General features: G+C 72.9%; 12 protein-coding genes and 2 pseudogenes. 6 read left to right on the forward strand and 8 right to left on the reverse strand.

Features of this window, described 5'->3' with window-relative positions; translation table 11 throughout:
• Positions 1–122 (reverse strand): annotated as a pseudogene (locus FFT21_RS26830) (response regulator); the annotation flags it as partial.
• Between the two features lie 148 nt (positions 123–270).
• Between FFT21_RS26830 and FFT21_RS26835 the strand changes: the two are divergent.
• The 3 genes from FFT21_RS26835 (at position 271) to FFT21_RS26845 (ending at position 4,573) form a co-directional block, all read left to right on the forward strand.
• Positions 271–894 (forward strand): Rv1733c family protein, encoded by a 624-nt coding sequence (locus FFT21_RS26835; RefSeq protein ID WP_137816713.1) that lies wholly within the window; start codon positions 271–273, stop codon positions 892–894.
• A gap of 112 nt (positions 895–1,006) precedes the next feature.
• Positions 1,007–3,340 carry a phosphoenolpyruvate synthase gene (ppsA, locus tag FFT21_RS26840; RefSeq protein WP_137816714.1) on the forward strand — a complete coding sequence of 778 codons (2,334 nt, stop codon included), beginning with the start codon at positions 1,007–1,009 and terminating at the stop codon, positions 3,338–3,340.
• A gap of 81 nt (positions 3,341–3,421) precedes the next feature.
• Complete coding sequence (locus tag FFT21_RS26845; protein WP_137816715.1) at positions 3,422–4,573, forward strand: cation:proton antiporter; 1,152 nt, start codon at positions 3,422–3,424, stop codon at positions 4,571–4,573.
• Between the two features lie 14 nt (positions 4,574–4,587).
• Here the strand turns inward: FFT21_RS26845 and fdhF are convergent, their stop codons facing one another.
• The 5 genes from fdhF to FFT21_RS26870 all read right to left on the reverse strand — a co-directional run bounded on the left by fdhF (position 4,588) and on the right by FFT21_RS26870 (position 11,136).
• Positions 4,588–7,257, reverse strand: a complete 2,670-nt coding sequence (gene fdhF / locus FFT21_RS26850) for a formate dehydrogenase subunit alpha (protein ID WP_137816716.1) — start codon at positions 7,255–7,257, stop codon at positions 4,588–4,590.
• Complete coding sequence (locus FFT21_RS26855; RefSeq protein ID WP_225978798.1) at positions 7,257–8,966, reverse strand: NAD(P)H-dependent oxidoreductase subunit E; 1,710 nt, start codon at positions 8,964–8,966, stop codon at positions 7,257–7,259. The genes fdhF and FFT21_RS26855 overlap by 1 nt, the downstream gene beginning before the upstream one ends.
• A gap of 127 nt (positions 8,967–9,093) precedes the next feature.
• Complete coding sequence (locus FFT21_RS26860) at positions 9,094–9,720, reverse strand: hypothetical protein (RefSeq protein ID WP_225978799.1); 627 nt, start codon at positions 9,718–9,720, stop codon at positions 9,094–9,096.
• A 135-nt stretch (positions 9,721–9,855) separates the two neighbouring features.
• Positions 9,856–10,062 (reverse strand): DUF1918 domain-containing protein, encoded by a 207-nt coding sequence (locus tag FFT21_RS26865; RefSeq protein ID WP_137816717.1) that lies wholly within the window; start codon positions 10,060–10,062, stop codon positions 9,856–9,858.
• Between the two features lie 168 nt (positions 10,063–10,230).
• Positions 10,231–11,136, reverse strand: coding sequence for a universal stress protein (locus tag FFT21_RS26870; protein ID WP_137816718.1), 906 nt, complete (start codon positions 11,134–11,136; stop codon positions 10,231–10,233).
• A 344-nt stretch (positions 11,137–11,480) separates the two neighbouring features.
• On the opposite strand from FFT21_RS26870, the gene FFT21_RS26875 reads away from it, so the two are divergent.
• From FFT21_RS26875 to FFT21_RS26885, 3 genes are all read left to right on the forward strand, one after another.
• A complete protein-coding gene (locus tag FFT21_RS26875) occupies positions 11,481–12,350 on the forward strand; it encodes a universal stress protein (RefSeq protein ID WP_137816719.1) in 870 nt (289 codons plus the stop codon).
• A 190-nt stretch (positions 12,351–12,540) separates the two neighbouring features.
• The gene (locus tag FFT21_RS26880; protein WP_137816720.1) at positions 12,541–13,572 is read left to right on the forward strand and encodes an Acg family FMN-binding oxidoreductase; all 1,032 of its coding nucleotides are present in this window, start codon (positions 12,541–12,543) and stop codon (positions 13,570–13,572) included.
• Positions 13,569–15,869, forward strand: coding sequence for a heavy metal translocating P-type ATPase (locus FFT21_RS26885; RefSeq protein ID WP_137816721.1), 2,301 nt, complete (start codon positions 13,569–13,571; stop codon positions 15,867–15,869). The genes FFT21_RS26880 and FFT21_RS26885 overlap by 4 nt, the downstream gene beginning before the upstream one ends.
• A gap of 283 nt (positions 15,870–16,152) precedes the next feature.
• Here FFT21_RS26885 and FFT21_RS26890 read toward each other — a convergent pair whose 3' ends face one another.
• A complete protein-coding gene (locus tag FFT21_RS26890; protein ID WP_137816722.1) occupies positions 16,153–16,341 on the reverse strand; it encodes a hypothetical protein in 189 nt (62 codons plus the stop codon).
• A gap of 310 nt (positions 16,342–16,651) precedes the next feature.
• Positions 16,652–16,750: pseudogene (locus FFT21_RS26895) on the reverse strand (IS5/IS1182 family transposase); the annotation flags it as partial.

Consider the following 16,750-nt stretch of genomic DNA (forward strand, 5'->3'; position numbering starts at 1 on the left):
CCGGCCAGGATCGCGTCCAGCATGGCCTGCTCGTCGGTGAACGAGGTCAGCATCAGGCAGGTCAGCTCGGGCAGCTTCGACCGCAGCTCGCGGCACAGCTCCACGCCGTTGCCATCCGGCAGGGACCTCGGCCACCGCCGTCCTGCGATCGCCGGCGATTCGACGGGCCGGGGACCTTTGGCCCCGGCTGCCGTGGCGAAGCGACCCTGTCCACTCACCGCTTCACCGTCGAGGCTGGGCGGCGGATCCTTGGCCGTGGAGGGCCTTGTCGTGCAGCACATCCGAACGCTCCGCCACTCTGGCTGCTTCGCCTGGCACGTCGGCGTCGACGCCAACCCGCTGTGCCGCCGCTGGGACCGCATCGAGGCGGTCGTGGTGGCGGTGCTCATCGTGGTGGCCTGCGCGATGATCCCGGTCGCATGGTGGGTCGGCCACGCTGTCTACGACGCGGGGGTGCGCACCGCCGCCACCCAGACCGCGACCCGCATCCCGACGACCGCGACCCTGACACAGCCGGCGCCGACCGCTGCGGGCGGCCAAGATCCCGGAACGAGGACGAAGGTGCCGGCGGTGGGCCAATGGCGGCTGCCCAACGGCGCGCAGCGGGTCGGCACCGTCGCCGCTGACGTCGGGGCCCCGGCCGGTACAGCTATATCGATCTGGATCGACGCCTCCGGTGCACCCGCCCCGGCCCCGATGTCCCGCGACCAGATCATCATGCAGGCGGGCCTCGGTGTCTGCTACACGGCTTTGGCAACCCTGGTGCTGTTGGCGGCCGCGTTCCGGTTGGTGCGGTGGCGACTGGACCGCGCCCGCTTCTTGGCGTGGGAACGGGAGTGGGCGTACGTCGAACCGCGCTGGATGCGGCGCCGCGGCGCGGACGGAACGCCTTGACCGGTGATGGGGTTGCCGTCGACCTGGGCGTCAGGGTCGTTGGACTCTCCCCGCGCCGCCGCGGTGAATCGAACGGTGGACGCAGGTCCGGCGACGGTGTGGGGAGTAGACGATGCCCGGTTACGTGATGGGATTCGCCCAGCTCGGCATGAACGACGCGGCTGTCGCCGGCGGCAAGGGCGCCAACCTGGGCGAGTTGACCCGGGCCGGGCTGCCGGTCCCGCCGGGGTTCGTCGTCGGTGCGCAGGCGTATCTCACGTCGATGGCACGGGGCGGTGTGCGCGACGAGCTGCTCGCCGAGTTGGAGAAGGCGCTCACCGCGGTGTCGGACGGGGCACGGCTGGAGTCCGCCTGCCGGCGACTGCGCGAGTTGGTGCGCCGGGCTGGGGTGGCCCCGGAGGTCCGTCCGGAGGTGCTGGCCGCCTACCACGACCTGGGAAGTGCTCTGCCGGTGGCGGTGCGGTCCTCGGCGACCTCGGAGGACACCGCGGGCACGTCGTTCGCCGGGATGAACGTGACGTTCACCAACGTCGCCGGAGAGGACGCGGTGTTGGCTCGGCTGCTGGAGTGCTGGGCGTCGCTGTTCACCCCGCGCGTGGTCGCCTACCGCGCGAGCCGGGGTGTGCACGAGGAGCCGGCGATCGCGGTGGTGGTCCAGCGCATGGTGGACGCGCAACGCTCCGGGGTGATGTTCACCGCCGAACCGGCCACCGGAGACCGGCAGCGGCTGGTGGTGGAGGCCGCGTTCGGGCTCGGCGAGGTGGTCGTCTCCGGCGCGGTGGAACCGGATACCTACGTGCTGTCCAAGGCCGGACCGGCATTGCTGGAGGTCCGTGTCGGGCGCAAGTCCCACCAGATCGTCCGCGGCCCGGAGGGCACGGACCTGCGGGTGGAGCTGGACCCGCAGTCCGCCGTGCGGCGCGTGCTGGCCGACGACGAGGCCGTGACGCTGGCGAGGCTGGCGATTCGGGTGGAGCAGCACTACGGCAGGCCTCAGGACATCGAGTGGGCCCTCGACGACGGCCAGACCTGGCTGGTGCAGTCCCGGCCGATCACCACGCTGGAGGCCGAGGCGCCGTCGGCGGCCGGCACGGTACTGGTCACCGGCCTGGCCGCCGCGACGGGCACCGCCGCCGGGCGGGTCCGGATCCTGCGCACGCCCGCGGAGGCCGAGCGGCTGGCCGACGGTGAGGTGCTGGTCGCGGCCATGACCAGCCCGGACTGGGTGCCGGCGATGCGGCGGGCGGCCGCGGTGGTCACCGACGGCGGCGGCATGACCTGCCACGCCGCGATCGTCGCCCGTGAGCTGCGCCTGCCGTGCGTGGTCGGCACCCGCGCGGCCACCCGGGTGCTGCGCGATGGCGAGCTGGTCACCGTCGACGGCACCGGCGGCCGGGTCCTGGAGGGGCGGCCCCGTACCGAGCAGCCGTCCCCACCACCACCGCTACCGGGGTCCCCTGCCGCCGAGGCGCTGGGCACCCGGGTGTATGTCAACCTGGCCCTGGCGGAGCACGCCGAGGAGGCTGCCCGGCTGCCGGTGGATGGCGTCGGCCTGCTCCGCGCCGAGTTCCTGCTTACCGAGGCACTGGACGGCCAGCATCCCCGGCACCTGCTCGCCCAGGGTGGCCAGGAGAAGTTCGTCTCCGCGATGGCCGCCTCGCTGCTGCGGATCACCACCGCGTTCCACCCGCGTCCGGTGATCTATCGCGCCATCGACTTTCGCACCAACGAGTTCCGCGACCTCGCCGGTGGCGCCGGCTACGAGCCGCCCGAGGACAACCCGATGATCGGCTACCGGGGCTGCTACCGCTATGTCCGCGAACCCGACCTGTTCGACCTGGAACTGCGCGTGCTGGCCCAGGTGCGGGAGCACACGCCGAACCTGCATCTGATGATCCCGTTCGTGCGCACCCGCTGGGAACTGGCGGCGTGCCTGGCCGCGGTGGACGCCAGCCCGCTCGGCGGCCAGCGCGGCCTGCACCGCTGGGTGATGGCCGAGGTGCCCTCGGTGGCCTACTGGATTCCCGCCTACGCCCGGCTGGGCATCGACGGTGTCTCCATCGGCAGCAACGACCTCACCCAACTCGTCCTCGGCGTGGACCGCGACTCGGAGATCTGCGCGGACCTCTTCGACGAGGCGGATCCGGCCGTGCTGGACACCATCGGCCGGATCATCCGGGCCTGCGCTGAGGCCGGGATCACCTCCTCGCTGTGCGGCCAGGCACCCTCCAACCACCCGGAGTTCGCCGAGCACCTCGTCCGCATGGGCATTGATTCCATTTCCGTCAACGCCGACGCCGTGCCCGCTGCCCGCGCCGCCATCGGCGGCGCCGAACGCCGGCTGCTGTTGCACACGGCCCGTGCCACCGCTCGATCGAGTGGGCGTGGGCGGGCTCCGGTGCACCGACGTGGCGCGACGGCGTTCCCTGAGCCTCTGATGTGGTAGGGCATCCGCCAGGCGGAAATGGCGTCGTTGGCCGGCTGGTAGCCGGTTGGTCAACGGCCGGGTGCGGAGAGGCGGACTGCGGTGACCCTGTTCGGGCTGGCGGGGATCCTGGTGGCCGGCCTGCTCGGCCCGCTGCTGGCCACCCCGCACCGGCTGCGACTGCCCGTGGTGGTCGGCGAACTGCTCGCCGGCGTGCTCGTCGGCCGCACCGGCGCCGGATGGGTGAACCCGGACCAGCCCGTCCTCGCCTTCCTCGCGTCGGCCGGTTTCGCCCTGGTCATGCTCGTCGCCGGCAGCCACGTGCCGCTGCGGCACGACGCCCTGCGCGGCACCCTGCGTCGCGGGGTGCTCCTGGCCGGTGCGGTGGGTCTGCTCGCGGTTCCCGCGAGTCTGGGCATCGCCAGGCTCACCGGTACCGGTCACGCACCGCTGTATGCGGTGCTGCTGGCGTCCAGTTCGGCGGCGCTGGTCATGCCGATCATCCAGGGCGAGGGGTGGGACACGCCGGCGGTGCGCGTGACGATCGTGCAGGTCGCCGTCGCCGACACGGTGTGCATCATCGCCCTCCCGCTGGTCGCCGCTCCGGCTCATGCCAAGGGGGCGGCGCTGGGAGTGCTCGCCGTCCTGGTCGCGGGGTGTGCGATGTGGCTGGTGATGCGCTGGTTGCGGGCGCACCGGGTGCTGGACTGGGTTCGCCGGCTGAGCATCCGGCGGAACTTCGGGCTGGAGCTGCGGGCGGAGCTGATCCTGCTGTTCGCCCTGGCGGGGCTTGCCCAGTGGGTGGGCATCTCGGTGATGCTGGCCGGGTTCGTCACCGGACTGGTGCTGGCCGCCCAGGGCGAGCCGCGGCGCCTGGCCAGGCAACTGTTCGCCGTCACCGACGGGTTTCTCGCGCCGGTGTTCTACGTGTGGCTGGGCGCCACCCTCGATCTGCGCGCACTGGCCGGCCAACCCCGCATGCTCGTCCTGGCCGCCCTGCTGGCCGGTGGCACGCTCGCCGTGCACGCCGCCGCGGGATTTCTCGGGCAGCCGGTCACGCTGTCCGTGCTCGCCGCGGCGCAACTCGGGGTGCCCGTCGCGGCCGTCACCATCGCCACCACCGGTCACCTGCTCACGCGCGGCGAAGACGCGGCGATCCTGGCCGCCGCGTTGGTCACCATCCTCGCCGCGGGCACGGCAGGGGCCCTGGCCAGCCGAAGCCAACGGCGCGGCTCCACCCTCGGGCCCCGGTAGGTACGCGTGCGGCCTCAGGTGGGGCGCAGTGCCACCGCGGTGACCTTGTACTCCGGGCAGCCGGTGGCGGTGTCGGTGTGCGCGGAGGTGAGACTGTTGGTGGCCGGGTCGGGGAAGTGGAAGGCGGTGAACACCTCACCGGGTGCCAGTTCATCGGTGATGCGGGCGGGCAGGGTGACCGTGGCTCGGCGGCTGGTGACCGCGACGGGTGTGCCGTCGTCGATGCCGAGTGCGGCCGCGTCGGCGGCGCTGAGATCGAGGGTCTCCTCGGCCAGCAGTGTGGTGTTGGGGGTTCGTCGGGTCATGGAGCCGCTGTTGTAGTGCTCCAGCCGGCGGCCGGTGACCAGTACGTACGGGAACGCGGTGTCGGGTTGCTCGCCCGGCGGCAGATAGGGGCGGGCGGCCAGGGCGGCGCGGCCGTCGGCGGTGGCGAACCGGTCGAGGTAGAGCACGGCCTGGCCGGTATCCCGCGGTCCGCGGCAGGGCCAGTGCAGCGGACCCTCCCGGTCGAGCCTGTCGTGGGAGATCCCGGCGAACAGCGGCGCCACCGCGGCGCATTCGGCCATGGCCGCGGCCGGCGTCGGGCAGCCGAGATCGGCGCCCATCGCGTGGGCAAGCCGGCGGAGGATGTCGAAGTCGCTGGTGGCCTGGCCCGGTGGGGCGAGGGCGGGGCGGACGCGTTGGAAGCGGCGGTCGAAGTTGACGAAGGTGCCGTCCTTTTCCAGAAACGACACCGCGGGCAGGACGACGTCGGCGTGCGCGGCGGTCTGCGAGAGGAAGAGGTCGTGGCAGACCACGAACTCGCAGGCGTCCAGCGCGGCGCGCACGTGGCCGGAGTCGGGGTCGGTCTGGGCGATGTCCTCGCCGATGACGTACAGCGCCCGCAGTCGCCCGGCGATCGCGGCGTCGAACATCTGTGGAATCCGCAGCCCGGGCCGTTCGGGCACCGGCTGGCCCCACACCCGCGCCACCCGTTGCCTCGCGGCGGGGTCGGCGAGGGGTTGGTAGCCGGGCAGCAGGTCGGGCAGGGCGCCCATGTCGGAGGCGCCTTGGACGTTGTTCTGCCCGCGCAGGGTGAGCACGCCGCAGCAGCCGGGGGTGCCGACCGCGCCGCGGAGGATGGCCAGGTTGGCCAGGGTGCGCACGCCGTCGGTGCCGTGGGCGTGCTCGGTGATGCCCAACCCGTAGACGATCGCCGGGTGCTCGGCCTGCCCGTACAGCCGCGCGGCCGTGGCGAGGTCGGATGCCGGCACTGCGGCCAGCTCGGCGACCCGTTCGGGTGGGTAGTCGCGCAGCAGTTCGGTCAGCTCGGCCAGGCCGGTGGCCCGCCGGGTAAGGAATTCCTCGTCGGTGTAGCCGCCGTCGAGCAGCAGCCGGGCCAGGCCGTGGAACACCGCGACGTTGGAGCCGGGCCGACCCCGCAGGTGCACGTCGGCGAGCGCGGCCAGGGTGGTGCGGCGGGGGTCGACCACCACCAGCCGTGCCCCGGCGAGGACCCGTTGGGTGATGCGGGCCCCGACGACCGGGTGGGCCTCGGTGGGGTTGGCGCCGGCCAGCAGGATGCAGTCGGCGTGGTCGAGGTCGTCCAGCGGGTTGGTGCCGCCGGCTAGGCCGAACGACGCGGTCAGCCCGGCCGCCGACGGTGCGTGGCAGAGCCGAGAGCAGTTGTCGATGCTGTTGCTGCCGACCACGGTGCGGAGGAATTTCTGCGCGAGGTAGTTCTCCTCGTTGGTGGCCCGCGCCGAGGAGATCATCGCGACCGCCTGTCCGCCGTGCCGGTCGCGGATCGCGGTCAGCCGCGCGGCCACCAGGCCCAGGGCCTCGTCCCAGGACGCCTCCTCCAGCGCGTCACCCCGGCGGATCAGCGGCGCGGTCAGCCGCTCGCGGCTTCCCGCGAAGGCGTGCGCGAAGCGGCCCTTGACGCAGGCGTGTCCCCGGTTGACCGGCGCGCCGTGCACCGGGGTGATCGCGGCGACCTGTCCGTCGCGCACGTGCACGTCGAGGGTGCAGCCGATCCCGCAGTAGCCACAGGTCGTGGTGGTGGTCGTCGCGATCGGCGCGGGGTCGAGCAAACCGGGTTCGGACAGTGCGCCGGTGGGGCAGGTGTCGACACAGCCTCCGCAGGCCACGCAGGGGGAGTCCACCCACGGCCCGCCGGTGCCGGCGGAGACCACGGTGTCGAAGCCGCGGCCGGCGAGTTCCAGCGCGAAGGTGCCCTGCACCTCCGCGCACATGGCCACGCACCGGCCGCAGGCGATGCACAGGTCCCGGTCCAGCTTGACGTACGGGTGGGAGTGATCGACGCCTCGCCGGTGGGTCGCGCCGTGGAAGCGGGTATCGGTGACGCCGAAGTGCGTGCAGACGCGCACCAACTCGCTGCGCTCAGCGGGGATCTCCAGCGCCCGGGACGGCAGCTCCGAGACGATCAGCTCCAGCGCCCCTCGGGCAGCCTCGCGGGCACGCGGATCGTCCATCTGGATGGCCATGTCCTCGGTGGCCGGGGTGGTGCAGGCCGCGACCACCCGGTCGGCGGCCCGAACCAGGCAGACACGGCAGGACCCACGCGGGGACAGCCGGTCGTCCTGGCACAGCGTCGGCAGGTACCGGCCGGCGGCGCGGGCAGCGTCGAGTACGGTCGCGCCCTCACCCACCTCGACGGGAGTGTCCCCGACCAAAACGCGCATCACCCGGCTCCCAGCTCGTCCCCGTAGACGCGGACCAGGCTGCGCACCGCACCCGCCACGCCACGGCCGAAGGCACACAGGCTGCCCACGGCCAGCACGTCGAGCAGCTCGTCCTGGACGGCCAACCAGCCGGGCGAGGACGAGCCATCGGCGAGTTCGAGGCCACGGCGCGAGCCCACCCGGCACGGGGTGCAGGCGCCGCAACTCTCCGACGCGGCGAAGGTCCACAGATGGCGCAGCAGGTCCCGCGCGGGCACGGTGTCGTCGACGGCGACCAGACTGCCGTGGCCGAGCGCGACACCCGCGTCGGCGAGTACACCTGCCAGCAGCGGGAGGTCGAGCTGGTCGGGGGAGAGGAACCCACCCAAAGGTCCGCCGACCTGCAGCGCGCGCAGCGTCCGGCCGTCGCGCAGCCCGCCGCCGAGGTCATCGACGAGCAACCGCAGCGGCACGCCGAAGGGAACCTCGTACACCCCGGGCCGGCGGAACCGTTCGGACAGGCACACCAGCTTGGTGCCGGTTTCCCGGGCATGTCCCAGCCGGGCGTACGCGGCGCCGCCATGGCGGACGATCCACGGCACCGCGGCCAACGTCTCCACGTTGTTCACCACCGTGGGCCGGCCCACCAGCCCCCACGTGGTCGGGTACGGCGGCCGGGGCCGAACCGCGCCCCGCAGCCCCGCCAGCGCGTGCAGCAGCGCCGTCTCCTCCCCGGCGACGTAGGACCCCGCGCCCGCCACCACCTCGACGTCGAAGTCGACGCCCGAGCCGTGGACGTCGGTGCCCAGGTGACCGGCTTGTCGTGCCTCGATGACCGCCGCGCCCATGCGCGTCACCGCCGCCGGATACTCCGAGCGCACGAACACGAACCCCCGGCGCGCGCCGGTCGCCAGCCCCGCCAGCGCCAGTCCCTCAAGGACCCGGTGCGGATCGTCCTCCATGAGCAGCCGGTCGCAATACGAGCCCGGATCGCCCTCGTCGCCGTTGGCCACCACGTACCGCGCCGCCGCCTGCCACTTCGCCGCCACCGGGAACTCCGCACCACCGCGTCCCCGCAGCCCAGCCACCCCCACCTCGGCGCGGATGTCCCCGGGCGACCGGCTGGTCACCGCGTCCGGCCAGACCTCCCACGGCCGCGCCTCACCCCGCAGCCCGGCCAGGATGACCGCCCGGTCACCGGCCACCCGCAACGGCACCGGCGGTGCGGCGGCACTGGCCGGCGGTCCGGATGCCAGACGCTCGGCGACATCACACCCCACCACGGGCTGGTTTCCGTCCAGGGCCGCCGGTGAGGCGTAGCAGTAGCCCAGGCAGTACACCGCATCCAGGGACACCGAGCCGCTCGGCTCGCACTGCCCGCAGCGCACCCCGAGGGCCGCCTCCGCCTGCGCGACATGCCGGCCGCCGGTGGCCGCGAAGCAGGATGTGCCCCGGCAGACCCGCACGTGCCGCCGCCCCCGCCGGCTGGCGAGATCGGCATAGAAGCTGGCGGCGCCCTCGACCGCGGCGTCCGGCCAGCCGCGCTCTGCCGCGATCCTGCGTTTGTCGTCGTCGCCGATCACGCCGCTGCGGTCGTGGGCATGCCGCAGTCGGTCCAGCAGCTCGGTGACGGGCAGGCTGCGGCGCGCCTGCCATTCGACGAACGCCTCGCGAGCGTGCGCGATGCCACGGTCGGCACCCCGTCCAGCGGAGGAACGCGGGATAGTCACCTGGGTCGCCACCTCCCTCGGTGCCACTCTTCGGGCTGCGGAAAGGCCCGCACAGTGGCCTCCCCGATCGCCTTCGCGCCCGGACGGCTCGCGGCGATCGGCCACGTGTGCCAAGCCGGACCAGAGATCACCCGCGCGTGGTGGATTCCGCGGCCCGCTTCGCGGCGCGCAGCGTGGCTCGCATGATGGCCCGGATCACCGGCGAGACGGTGGCCCAGTACCAGCCAAACCAGCGGCGGGTCATCGGGTCGTCGAGGATGGTGCGCGCCTCGTAGCTGAGCAGGCTGCGGTGCTCGCCGTAGGGGCGCACCGAGTACGCGGCCGCGATCTTGCCCAGCCCGGGTTCCTCGAAGGCGACGAACTCGTCCGGGGCGATGTCGCGCCAGCGGACCACGGGTGTCCAGAAGCGGCCCACGGCACCGAAGACGACTTCCCGTCCGGGTTGCTCGCCGAGTAGCACGGCGTCCCCGCCGGCGTCGAGGTCGTCCAGGGTGAGCCGCGTGGGTCGGCGCGGCGGAACGTGCTTGCGCAGCCGTTCGGGCAGCCCGCGGACCCAGAACGCGGCGTCGGTCAGACGGGAGTTGACGGTGAGCAGATCCAGATGCCGCGCCGCCTGATAGGTGGCGTCGACCGGCGCGTCGACGACGACGTGCTCGACCGCGCTGAAATCAAAGCGGGGCGCGAAGCGGTCCAACAGCATCGGCTGTGTGGCGGCATCCGTGATGTCATGGGGGTGGCCCGTTCCGGTGGTCATCGCAGCCCTCCCTGTCCTTGCGATTCCGACCGCGACTCGCGCCGCCTTCGCATGGCGGATCGCCATCGCCCGACATGCACGCCACCACGCAACCCCGGTCGATGCTGTTGTCCGGGTCGGGGTTCGCGGGCAGCGTCAGGAGGCGACGTGCTCGTGCGGGGCGTGATCGATGACCCGGCCATCCGGCCCGGGGAAAACCAATCCCTCCCGCCCGTCGAGCCACTTCACCAGGTATGGCGGCGACCCGTCGGGATGAGGTATGTCGATGATCAACCCTTCCTGGCGGCCGTCACCAACGTGCGTGCCCTCCACAACCAGCCAGTCGCCCTTACGTGCGTGCATCATCTGCTCCTTCGCGGCTGCGGCTCACCCAAGCCGCAGTCCGCCACACGAAGGGTCCATCCGGCCACCAGGATGGGGGCAGAGGCGATGGTCACCGCCGGATGGGTCCGAACGCCCCGCGAAGGCTGGCGCCCAGGCCGTCGCCCGGCATCACCCGCACGGGTGCCGTCACCGTGCCCGTTCCGGGCGGGTGACGGTGACCGGGCAGGGCGCGTGGTGTAGCAGGGCCTGGCTGGTGGAGCCGAGCAGCATGCCGGCGAACCCGCCCCGGCCCCGGCTGCCCACGACGATGAGCTGCGCGTGCTCGCCCTGGGCGAGCAGGCCGCGCACCGGCCGGTCCCGGACGACTATTCGGCGCACCCGAACATCGGGATACTTTTCCTGCCAGCCGGCGAGCCGTTCGGCGAGCAGGCGTTCCTCGTGCATCCGGACCTCATTCCAAATGATGTTCACGCCGGGCATGTCGAGTGCTTTGGCGGCGGTGATGTCGCTCCAGGCGTGCACCGCGACCAAGTCGACCCGGCGGAAGGACGACTCGTCGAAGCCCAGCTCGATGGCGGCCTCGCTGGCCGGTGAGCCGTCCACGCCGACCACCACCGGACCATCCGTCGGCGGTGGCTGGTCCAGAGTGCGGCCGCGAACCACGGTGACCGGGCAGTGGCCGTGCGCGGCCAGGGCCACCGCGGTGGAGCCGACCAGCAGCCCGGTGAACCCGCCCAGGCCCCGCGAGCCGAGAACCACCGTGCGCGCGGTCGTCGACTGCTCCAGCAACAGGGGCACCGGGGGCGACTCCACCATGTCGGTGTCCACATCGAGACTGGCGGACACCGCCAGGGCCGCCTCGCGCGCTTGGCGCAACCATTCCCGACCCTGGGCGAGGGTGCCGTCATACAGGCCCTGTGACGCGGTCGAGGCCCCGGGATAGGTGGCGTGGATGAACATCAGGCCGTGCACCAGCCGCAACGGCAGGTGCCGGCGGGCGGCATCGGCGGCCGCCCACTGCACCGCGTGCAGTGCGGACATCGAACCGTCGACGCCGACCACGATCGCCGACGTCCGTGCGCTCCCGACCATCGCGGCCTCCCTCCTCCAGCACCGCCCAGGGCGGCGGTATCGGCCCGGCTGACCAGCTCCACCCGGTTACCGGCAACGCTAGGCCGGCACGGCGCTGGCATGCCGCCATCCTTGGTCCTCACTGTCTGGGACCAGCGACAGCACGCGCGACCGGCGCTGAGGCGCCGAGAAACGAAGACCGCGAAGCCCATGGGCGGTCGGTGACCGGATAAGACCGACGCGGTGACCGATGCCAACGTCCGCGAGGCCCAAGGACTCTGCACCCCGGGGTAGCTGGGAGGAATCGTGGAAGCCCGGGTGGCCGACGCGGCGCAGCGGCCCGGAAGGATTCTCGGGAGTGTGCGATGACCACCTCAACCAAGCTCGTCCTCGCCGGTGTGGACGGCTCCGAACAGTCCCTGGCCGCGGCCTCCTGGGCCGCGACGGAAGCGGCCCTGTCGCATGCGCGTCTGCACGTGCTGGTGGTCAACGACGACCCCGCGCGGGACGACTACGCCAGCGCCACGGCCCGGCGGGGCGCACAGCACTGCAACTGGCGGTATCCGGACCTGGCCGTGACCCACGAGGTGGTGCGGGGGCATCCCGCCGAGGTCCTGGTGGACCGCTCCCGGCAGGCCCAGCAACTCGTGGTCGGGTCGCGAGGCCACGGCCGTTTCGCGGCCACCCTGTTGGGTTCGATCAGCGCGGCGGTGGCCTATCACGCGCACTGTCCCGTGGTGGTCGTGCGTGACCATCACGGCCCCGGTGCCCGTGCGCCCGTGGTGGTCGGCGTGGACGACTCGCTGGCCAGCCGGCTGGCGTTGCAGTTCGCCTTCGACGCCGCCACCGTCCGCCACACCGAACTGATCGCGGTGCACGCCTGGCGCGAGCCCGCGGTGGACTACCCGATGCTGATCCCCGACGCGATCGCCGCGCCGCTGACCGATCTGGATCGCATCGAGGAAGTGGTGCGGGGCAACCTCGCCCAGCACCTTGACGGCTGGCGGGAGAAGTATCCCGACGTCACCGTGCACCCGATGGCGCGCCGCGGCCACCCGGTCCGCGTCCTCGCCGACACCGCCACCGACGCGGATGGCCAACTGTTGGTGGTCGGTCACCGCGGGCGGGGTGGGTTCGCCGGGTTGAGGCTGGGCTCGGTCGCTGCCGGTGTCCTGCACCACGTCCACGGCCCGGTCGCTGTGGTGCGGGCGACCGACGATCATGACCGTGCGTGATGGCACCGAGTAGCCACGAGGATCGCGATCCGTCGCACCGAACCGCCGATGCGGCACGACCTGCCCGCGGGCCAGCACGGCAAGCGCGCGGGCATGCCGGTCCTCACCTGCGGGGACTTCGGGCTCTTCTGCGGGGACCGGCGCCCGTGCCACGTTCGGTTTCACAGTCCCCAAGGCATGGGAGGTTGGCATGCGGGCCGGACTGCCCGACGACGCGACGGTGCGTTCGGCGATCGACCTCGCCGCCCGCGCACCCTCGATCCACAATTCGCAGCCCTGGTCGTGGCGGGTGGCCGATCGCTCGCTGCACCTGTTCGCCGATTCTTCCCGTCATCTCCCGGCGACCGATCCGGCTCGTCGTGACCTGCTGCTGAGTTGCGGCGCGACCCTGCACCACGCCCGGGTGGCGTTCGCCGCGGTCGGGTGGGCCACCACGGTGCACCGGCTGCCCAACCCCGCCGAGCCCGATCACCTCGCCGCGGTCGAGTTCCACCGGCACGATCCCACCGCCGAGGACATCGCCGCCGCAGCCGCGATCGGCCGCCGCCGCACCGACCGTCGACGCTTCAGTTCCTGGCCGGTCCCGCCGATCCTGCTCGTCCAGCTCGCCGAACGCGCCACCGAACAGGGCGCGACGCTGGTCGCGGTCACCGAGCCGGAGCAGCGACACCAACTCGCCGCGGCGATCGACGAGGCCGCCATCCAGCAGAACGCCGACCCGATCTACGCCAGCGAACTCGCCGCGTGGAGCGGCCGCAGCCGCGGCGCGGCCGAAGGCGTGCCCGCCGCGAACGTCCCGATTCCGCACGGGCGGCACCCTGAGACGACCGCCCGGCGGAGTACCCGCCACGGCGACACCACGATGCGCACCTTCGACGGGGGCGAGCTTGCCTCGCCGCCCGAGGACGAGGAGCCGGACGCGGCTGAACTGCTCCTGCTGGTCACCGCCTCCGACGACCAGGTGTCCCGACTGCGCGCCGGTGAGGCGCTCAGCGCCGTGCTGCTCGCGGCGACCGAGATGCGGCTGTCGAGTTGCCCGCTCAGCCAGCCGCTGGAGATCGGCGCCACCCACGACGTGCTGCGCGACCAGGTGCTGCGGGGTTCGGCCGCGCCGCAGATCGTGCTGCGCATTGGCTGGACACATCCCTCCAGCCCGCCCATACCCGCAAGCCCGCGACGAGCCGTCGAGGACGTGCTCGATCGGTTCCCCAGCCCGCGATGAGCAGTTCTGAAGCGGGCCCCGGGCTCCGGCGGCGGCTGGTGGGGCTTGCCGCGCTGGCCGGGGCCACCGTGCTGGGTGCGGTGCTCGTCGGGGTCCACGTGCCGGGCGGGCAACTCGCCTGGATCGGGGCGACCACGGTGGCGTTGGCGTTCGCCGCTGTCACGGTGGCCACGCAACTGGCCCGCAAACGCGTCGGTGTGGATCTGATCGCCCTGTTGGCACTGGCCGGCTCCCTCGCGGTGGGCGAGTACCTGGCCGGCGCGGTGATCGGGGTCATGCTGACCACCGGTCAGGTACTGGAGGGTTATGCCGCCCGCCGGGCCCACCGCGACCTCAGCGAGCTGCTGGATCGGGCGCCCCGCACCGCACACGTGCAGGCCGACGGGCAGCTGCGCACGGTCCCGGCCGGTGAGGTGGCCGTCGGGGACGTCGTGGTGGTCCGCTCCGGTGAGGTCGTGCCCGTGGACGCACGGCTGATCGGCTCGGGCGTGTTCGACGAGTCCGCGCTGACCGGGGAATCGCTGCCGGTCAGCCGGCCGGCCGGTGACCTGGTGCGCAGCGGCGTGGTCAACGCCGGCGCCGAGGTGGCCATGCAGGTCGTGCACCGCGCCGAGGACAGCAGCTACGCCGGGGTGGTGCGGCTGGCCGAGCAGGCGGTGGCCGACGCCGCTCCGGTGGTGCGGCTGGCCGACCGGTTCGCCATGTTCTTCCTGCCGCTGACGCTGGCGGCCGCGGGCGCGGCCTGGTGGGCCTCCGGTGATCCGGTGCGCGCGGTCGCGGTGCTGGTGACCGCCACGCCGTGCCCGCTGCTGCTGGCCGTTCCGGTGGCGGTGACGGCTGGCATGTCCGCCGCGTCCCGCTGCGGCGTGGTGGTCAAGGACGGCGCCGCTCTGGAACGACTCGGCCAGGCACGCACCGCGGTGCTGGACAAGACCGGCACGGTCACCCTGGGCCGGCCGCGGGTCACCCAGGTGATCAGCGACCCGAGTCGGGACCGGGCCGCGGTACTCGCCGCGGCCGCGGCCGTGGAGCGGCACTCGCCGCACGTGCTGGCCGCGGCGGTGGTCGCCGAGGCCAACCGCAGCGGCGCACCGGTCCCCGATGCCACCGGTGTGGTGGACCGACCCGGCGTGGGCGCGGAGGGCGTGATAGACGGCGAGCGGGTCGCCGTCGGGCGACTGCCGACACCCGCGGATGGGCTGCCCGGCTGGGCCCGCACCGTGGAACACCGGGCCACCCTGGACGCGGCCGGGGTGGTGTGGGTGACCATCGCCGGGCAACCGGCCGCCGCGCTGCTGGTCCAGGACGAGATTCGACCCGACGCGGCGCGCACCCTCGCCCGGCTGCGCGCCGCAGGGCTCCGGCGGCTGGTGCTGCTCACCGGCGACCGACGCGCGGCCGCCGAGGACGCCGCCGGCATTCTCGGCCTCGATGAGCTGATCGCCGGGGTCAGCCCGGCCGAGAAAGTGGAACGGGTCCGTGCCGAGCAGCGCCACGCCGTCACCCTCGCCGCCGGCGACGGCGTCAACGACGCCCCGGCGCTGGCCGTCGCCGACGTCGGCGTGGCGCTCGGCGCCCGCGGCGCCACCGCGGCCGCGCAGGCCGCCGACGCCGTGCTCACCGACGACCGCATCGACCGGCTCGCCGACGCCGTCGACGTGGCCCACCGCGCTCGGGGCATCGCCGTGCAGAGCGCCGCCGCGGGCATGGGGCTGTCGCTGCTGGCGATGGGCGCGGCCGCGGCCGGTTGGCTGCCACCCGCCGCGGGCGCACTGGTGCAGGAAGCCATCGACGTCGTAGTCATCCTCAGCGCGCTGCGTGCCCTGCTCCGCGGGCGGCGCAGCCAGGTGCCGCCGCACGCCGCGGAGCTGATTCACCGTTTCACCGCCGAGCACGCCGATCTCCTCCCGGCGCGCGGTGCGGTCCGGGCGGCCGCGGACGCCCTGTCTGCCGGCGCGACCCCACAGGCGGAGGCCGCGGTGCGGCGCGCGCACCGACTGTTGGTCGACCAACTCCTGCCGCACGAGGTGGCCGAGGAAAACGAGCTCTACCCGGCCGTCGCCCCAGCGGTCGGCGGCCGGGACGGCACCGCGCCCATGAGCCGCGGCCATGCCGAGATCCACCGCCTGGCCCGCCGTCTTTCCCGCCACCTCGTTGACCCCGGACCACTCCGCGAGGACCAGGTGGACGACCTGCGCGCCACCCTCTACGGGCTCGACGCCGTGCTTACCCTGCACTTCGCCCAAGAGGAGCAGAGCTACTTCACCCTCGCCGAGCCGCGCCCGCACCGCGGCTGACCCGACAGAGGTCAACCGTTTCCGCAGTCCGTCAGCGCTTTGTCCGATGACCGTACGGACCTCGGCTCCACCGAGAAGACTTCACCACCGTTGGTCCTCCCCGGTGGGTCTATCCCGTGATCGGCACCTCTCTGTGTCAAGACGCTGGGGGCAGAGAGGAAACCCAACTTGGTGAATCCGGTGCGGAGATTGTGGGGCGATGTCAAGTGATGGGTGCACCACCTGCCTCAAGGGACGACCGAGGGACGATCTTCATCGCCTTGGAGATCTTGCCCCGCGCCCGTCACACCCACTTCGCGATCAGAGCGACCGTGTCCGCGATGACCACCGGGGTGCCGATGCCCAGCGAGCATCCCTCGGTGGCCAGCCAGGCCGGCAGGTGCTCCAGGATCTCCGCGCCGCGCTGGGCGATGAGATCCCGCACCAGCATCCGCCACGGCGGCCACGGCCTCCCCAGACGCCTCGACGGCATCACCAACGGCGTTCGTCACCGCGGCGCCGGCCTGGATCCGGCCGTGCTGTCCAGAGTTGCCCGGTATTCGTCGCCGGCCTGCCCGGTCCAGTCCCGTGCTGAGCCCAGTCAGCCTTCAGTCCAGCTCCTGCCCGATTGTGTCCAGTGCCATGATCGATGGTGAGGGCCTTCGCGGTATCGTGCCCGTGATCGCGTGTATCGGAAGGGCGCGGGGGCGCGAGGTGACCCAGGGATTCTCGGTTGATCTGGACGCGTTGGCGCGTGCGGGGCAAGGCGCGGCATCGTTAGAGGCCGCGCAGATTGGTGAGTGTTACGGGCGTCGAGCGGGTCTTGTGTCCCAGCGGTGAGTGGTCCAGGCCCGTCGGATGAGGCTACGGACTGTGATGATCGCGTCGGCGAGGTCGAAGAA

It is taken from the genome of Gandjariella thermophila (assembly GCF_005405885.1).
Classification (GTDB): domain Bacteria; phylum Actinomycetota; class Actinomycetes; order Mycobacteriales; family Pseudonocardiaceae; genus Gandjariella; species Gandjariella thermophila.

Excerpts from the sequence above, each read along its gene's own strand:
- fdhF (WP_137816716.1), bottom strand. The coding sequence starts at position 7,257 with ATGCGCGTTTTGGTCGGGGACACTCCCGTCGAGGTGGGTGAGGGCGCG.
- FFT21_RS26880 (WP_137816720.1), top strand. The coding sequence starts at position 12,541 with ATGCGGGCCGGACTGCCCGACGACGCGACGGTGCGTTCGGCGATCGAC.
- FFT21_RS26860 (WP_225978799.1), bottom strand. The coding sequence starts at position 9,720 with ATGACCACCGGAACGGGCCACCCCCATGACATCACGGATGCCGCCACA.
- FFT21_RS26865 (WP_137816717.1), bottom strand. The coding sequence starts at position 10,062 with ATGCACGCACGTAAGGGCGACTGGCTGGTTGTGGAGGGCACGCACGTT.
- FFT21_RS26870 (WP_137816718.1), bottom strand. The coding sequence starts at position 11,136 with ATGGTCGGGAGCGCACGGACGTCGGCGATCGTGGTCGGCGTCGACGGT.
- FFT21_RS26875 (WP_137816719.1), top strand. The coding sequence starts at position 11,481 with ATGACCACCTCAACCAAGCTCGTCCTCGCCGGTGTGGACGGCTCCGAA.
- FFT21_RS26890 (WP_137816722.1), bottom strand. The coding sequence starts at position 16,341 with ATGCCGTCGAGGCGTCTGGGGAGGCCGTGGCCGCCGTGGCGGATGCTG.
- FFT21_RS26885 (WP_137816721.1), top strand. The coding sequence starts at position 13,569 with ATGAGCAGTTCTGAAGCGGGCCCCGGGCTCCGGCGGCGGCTGGTGGGG.
- ppsA (WP_137816714.1), top strand. The coding sequence starts at position 1,007 with ATGCCCGGTTACGTGATGGGATTCGCCCAGCTCGGCATGAACGACGCG.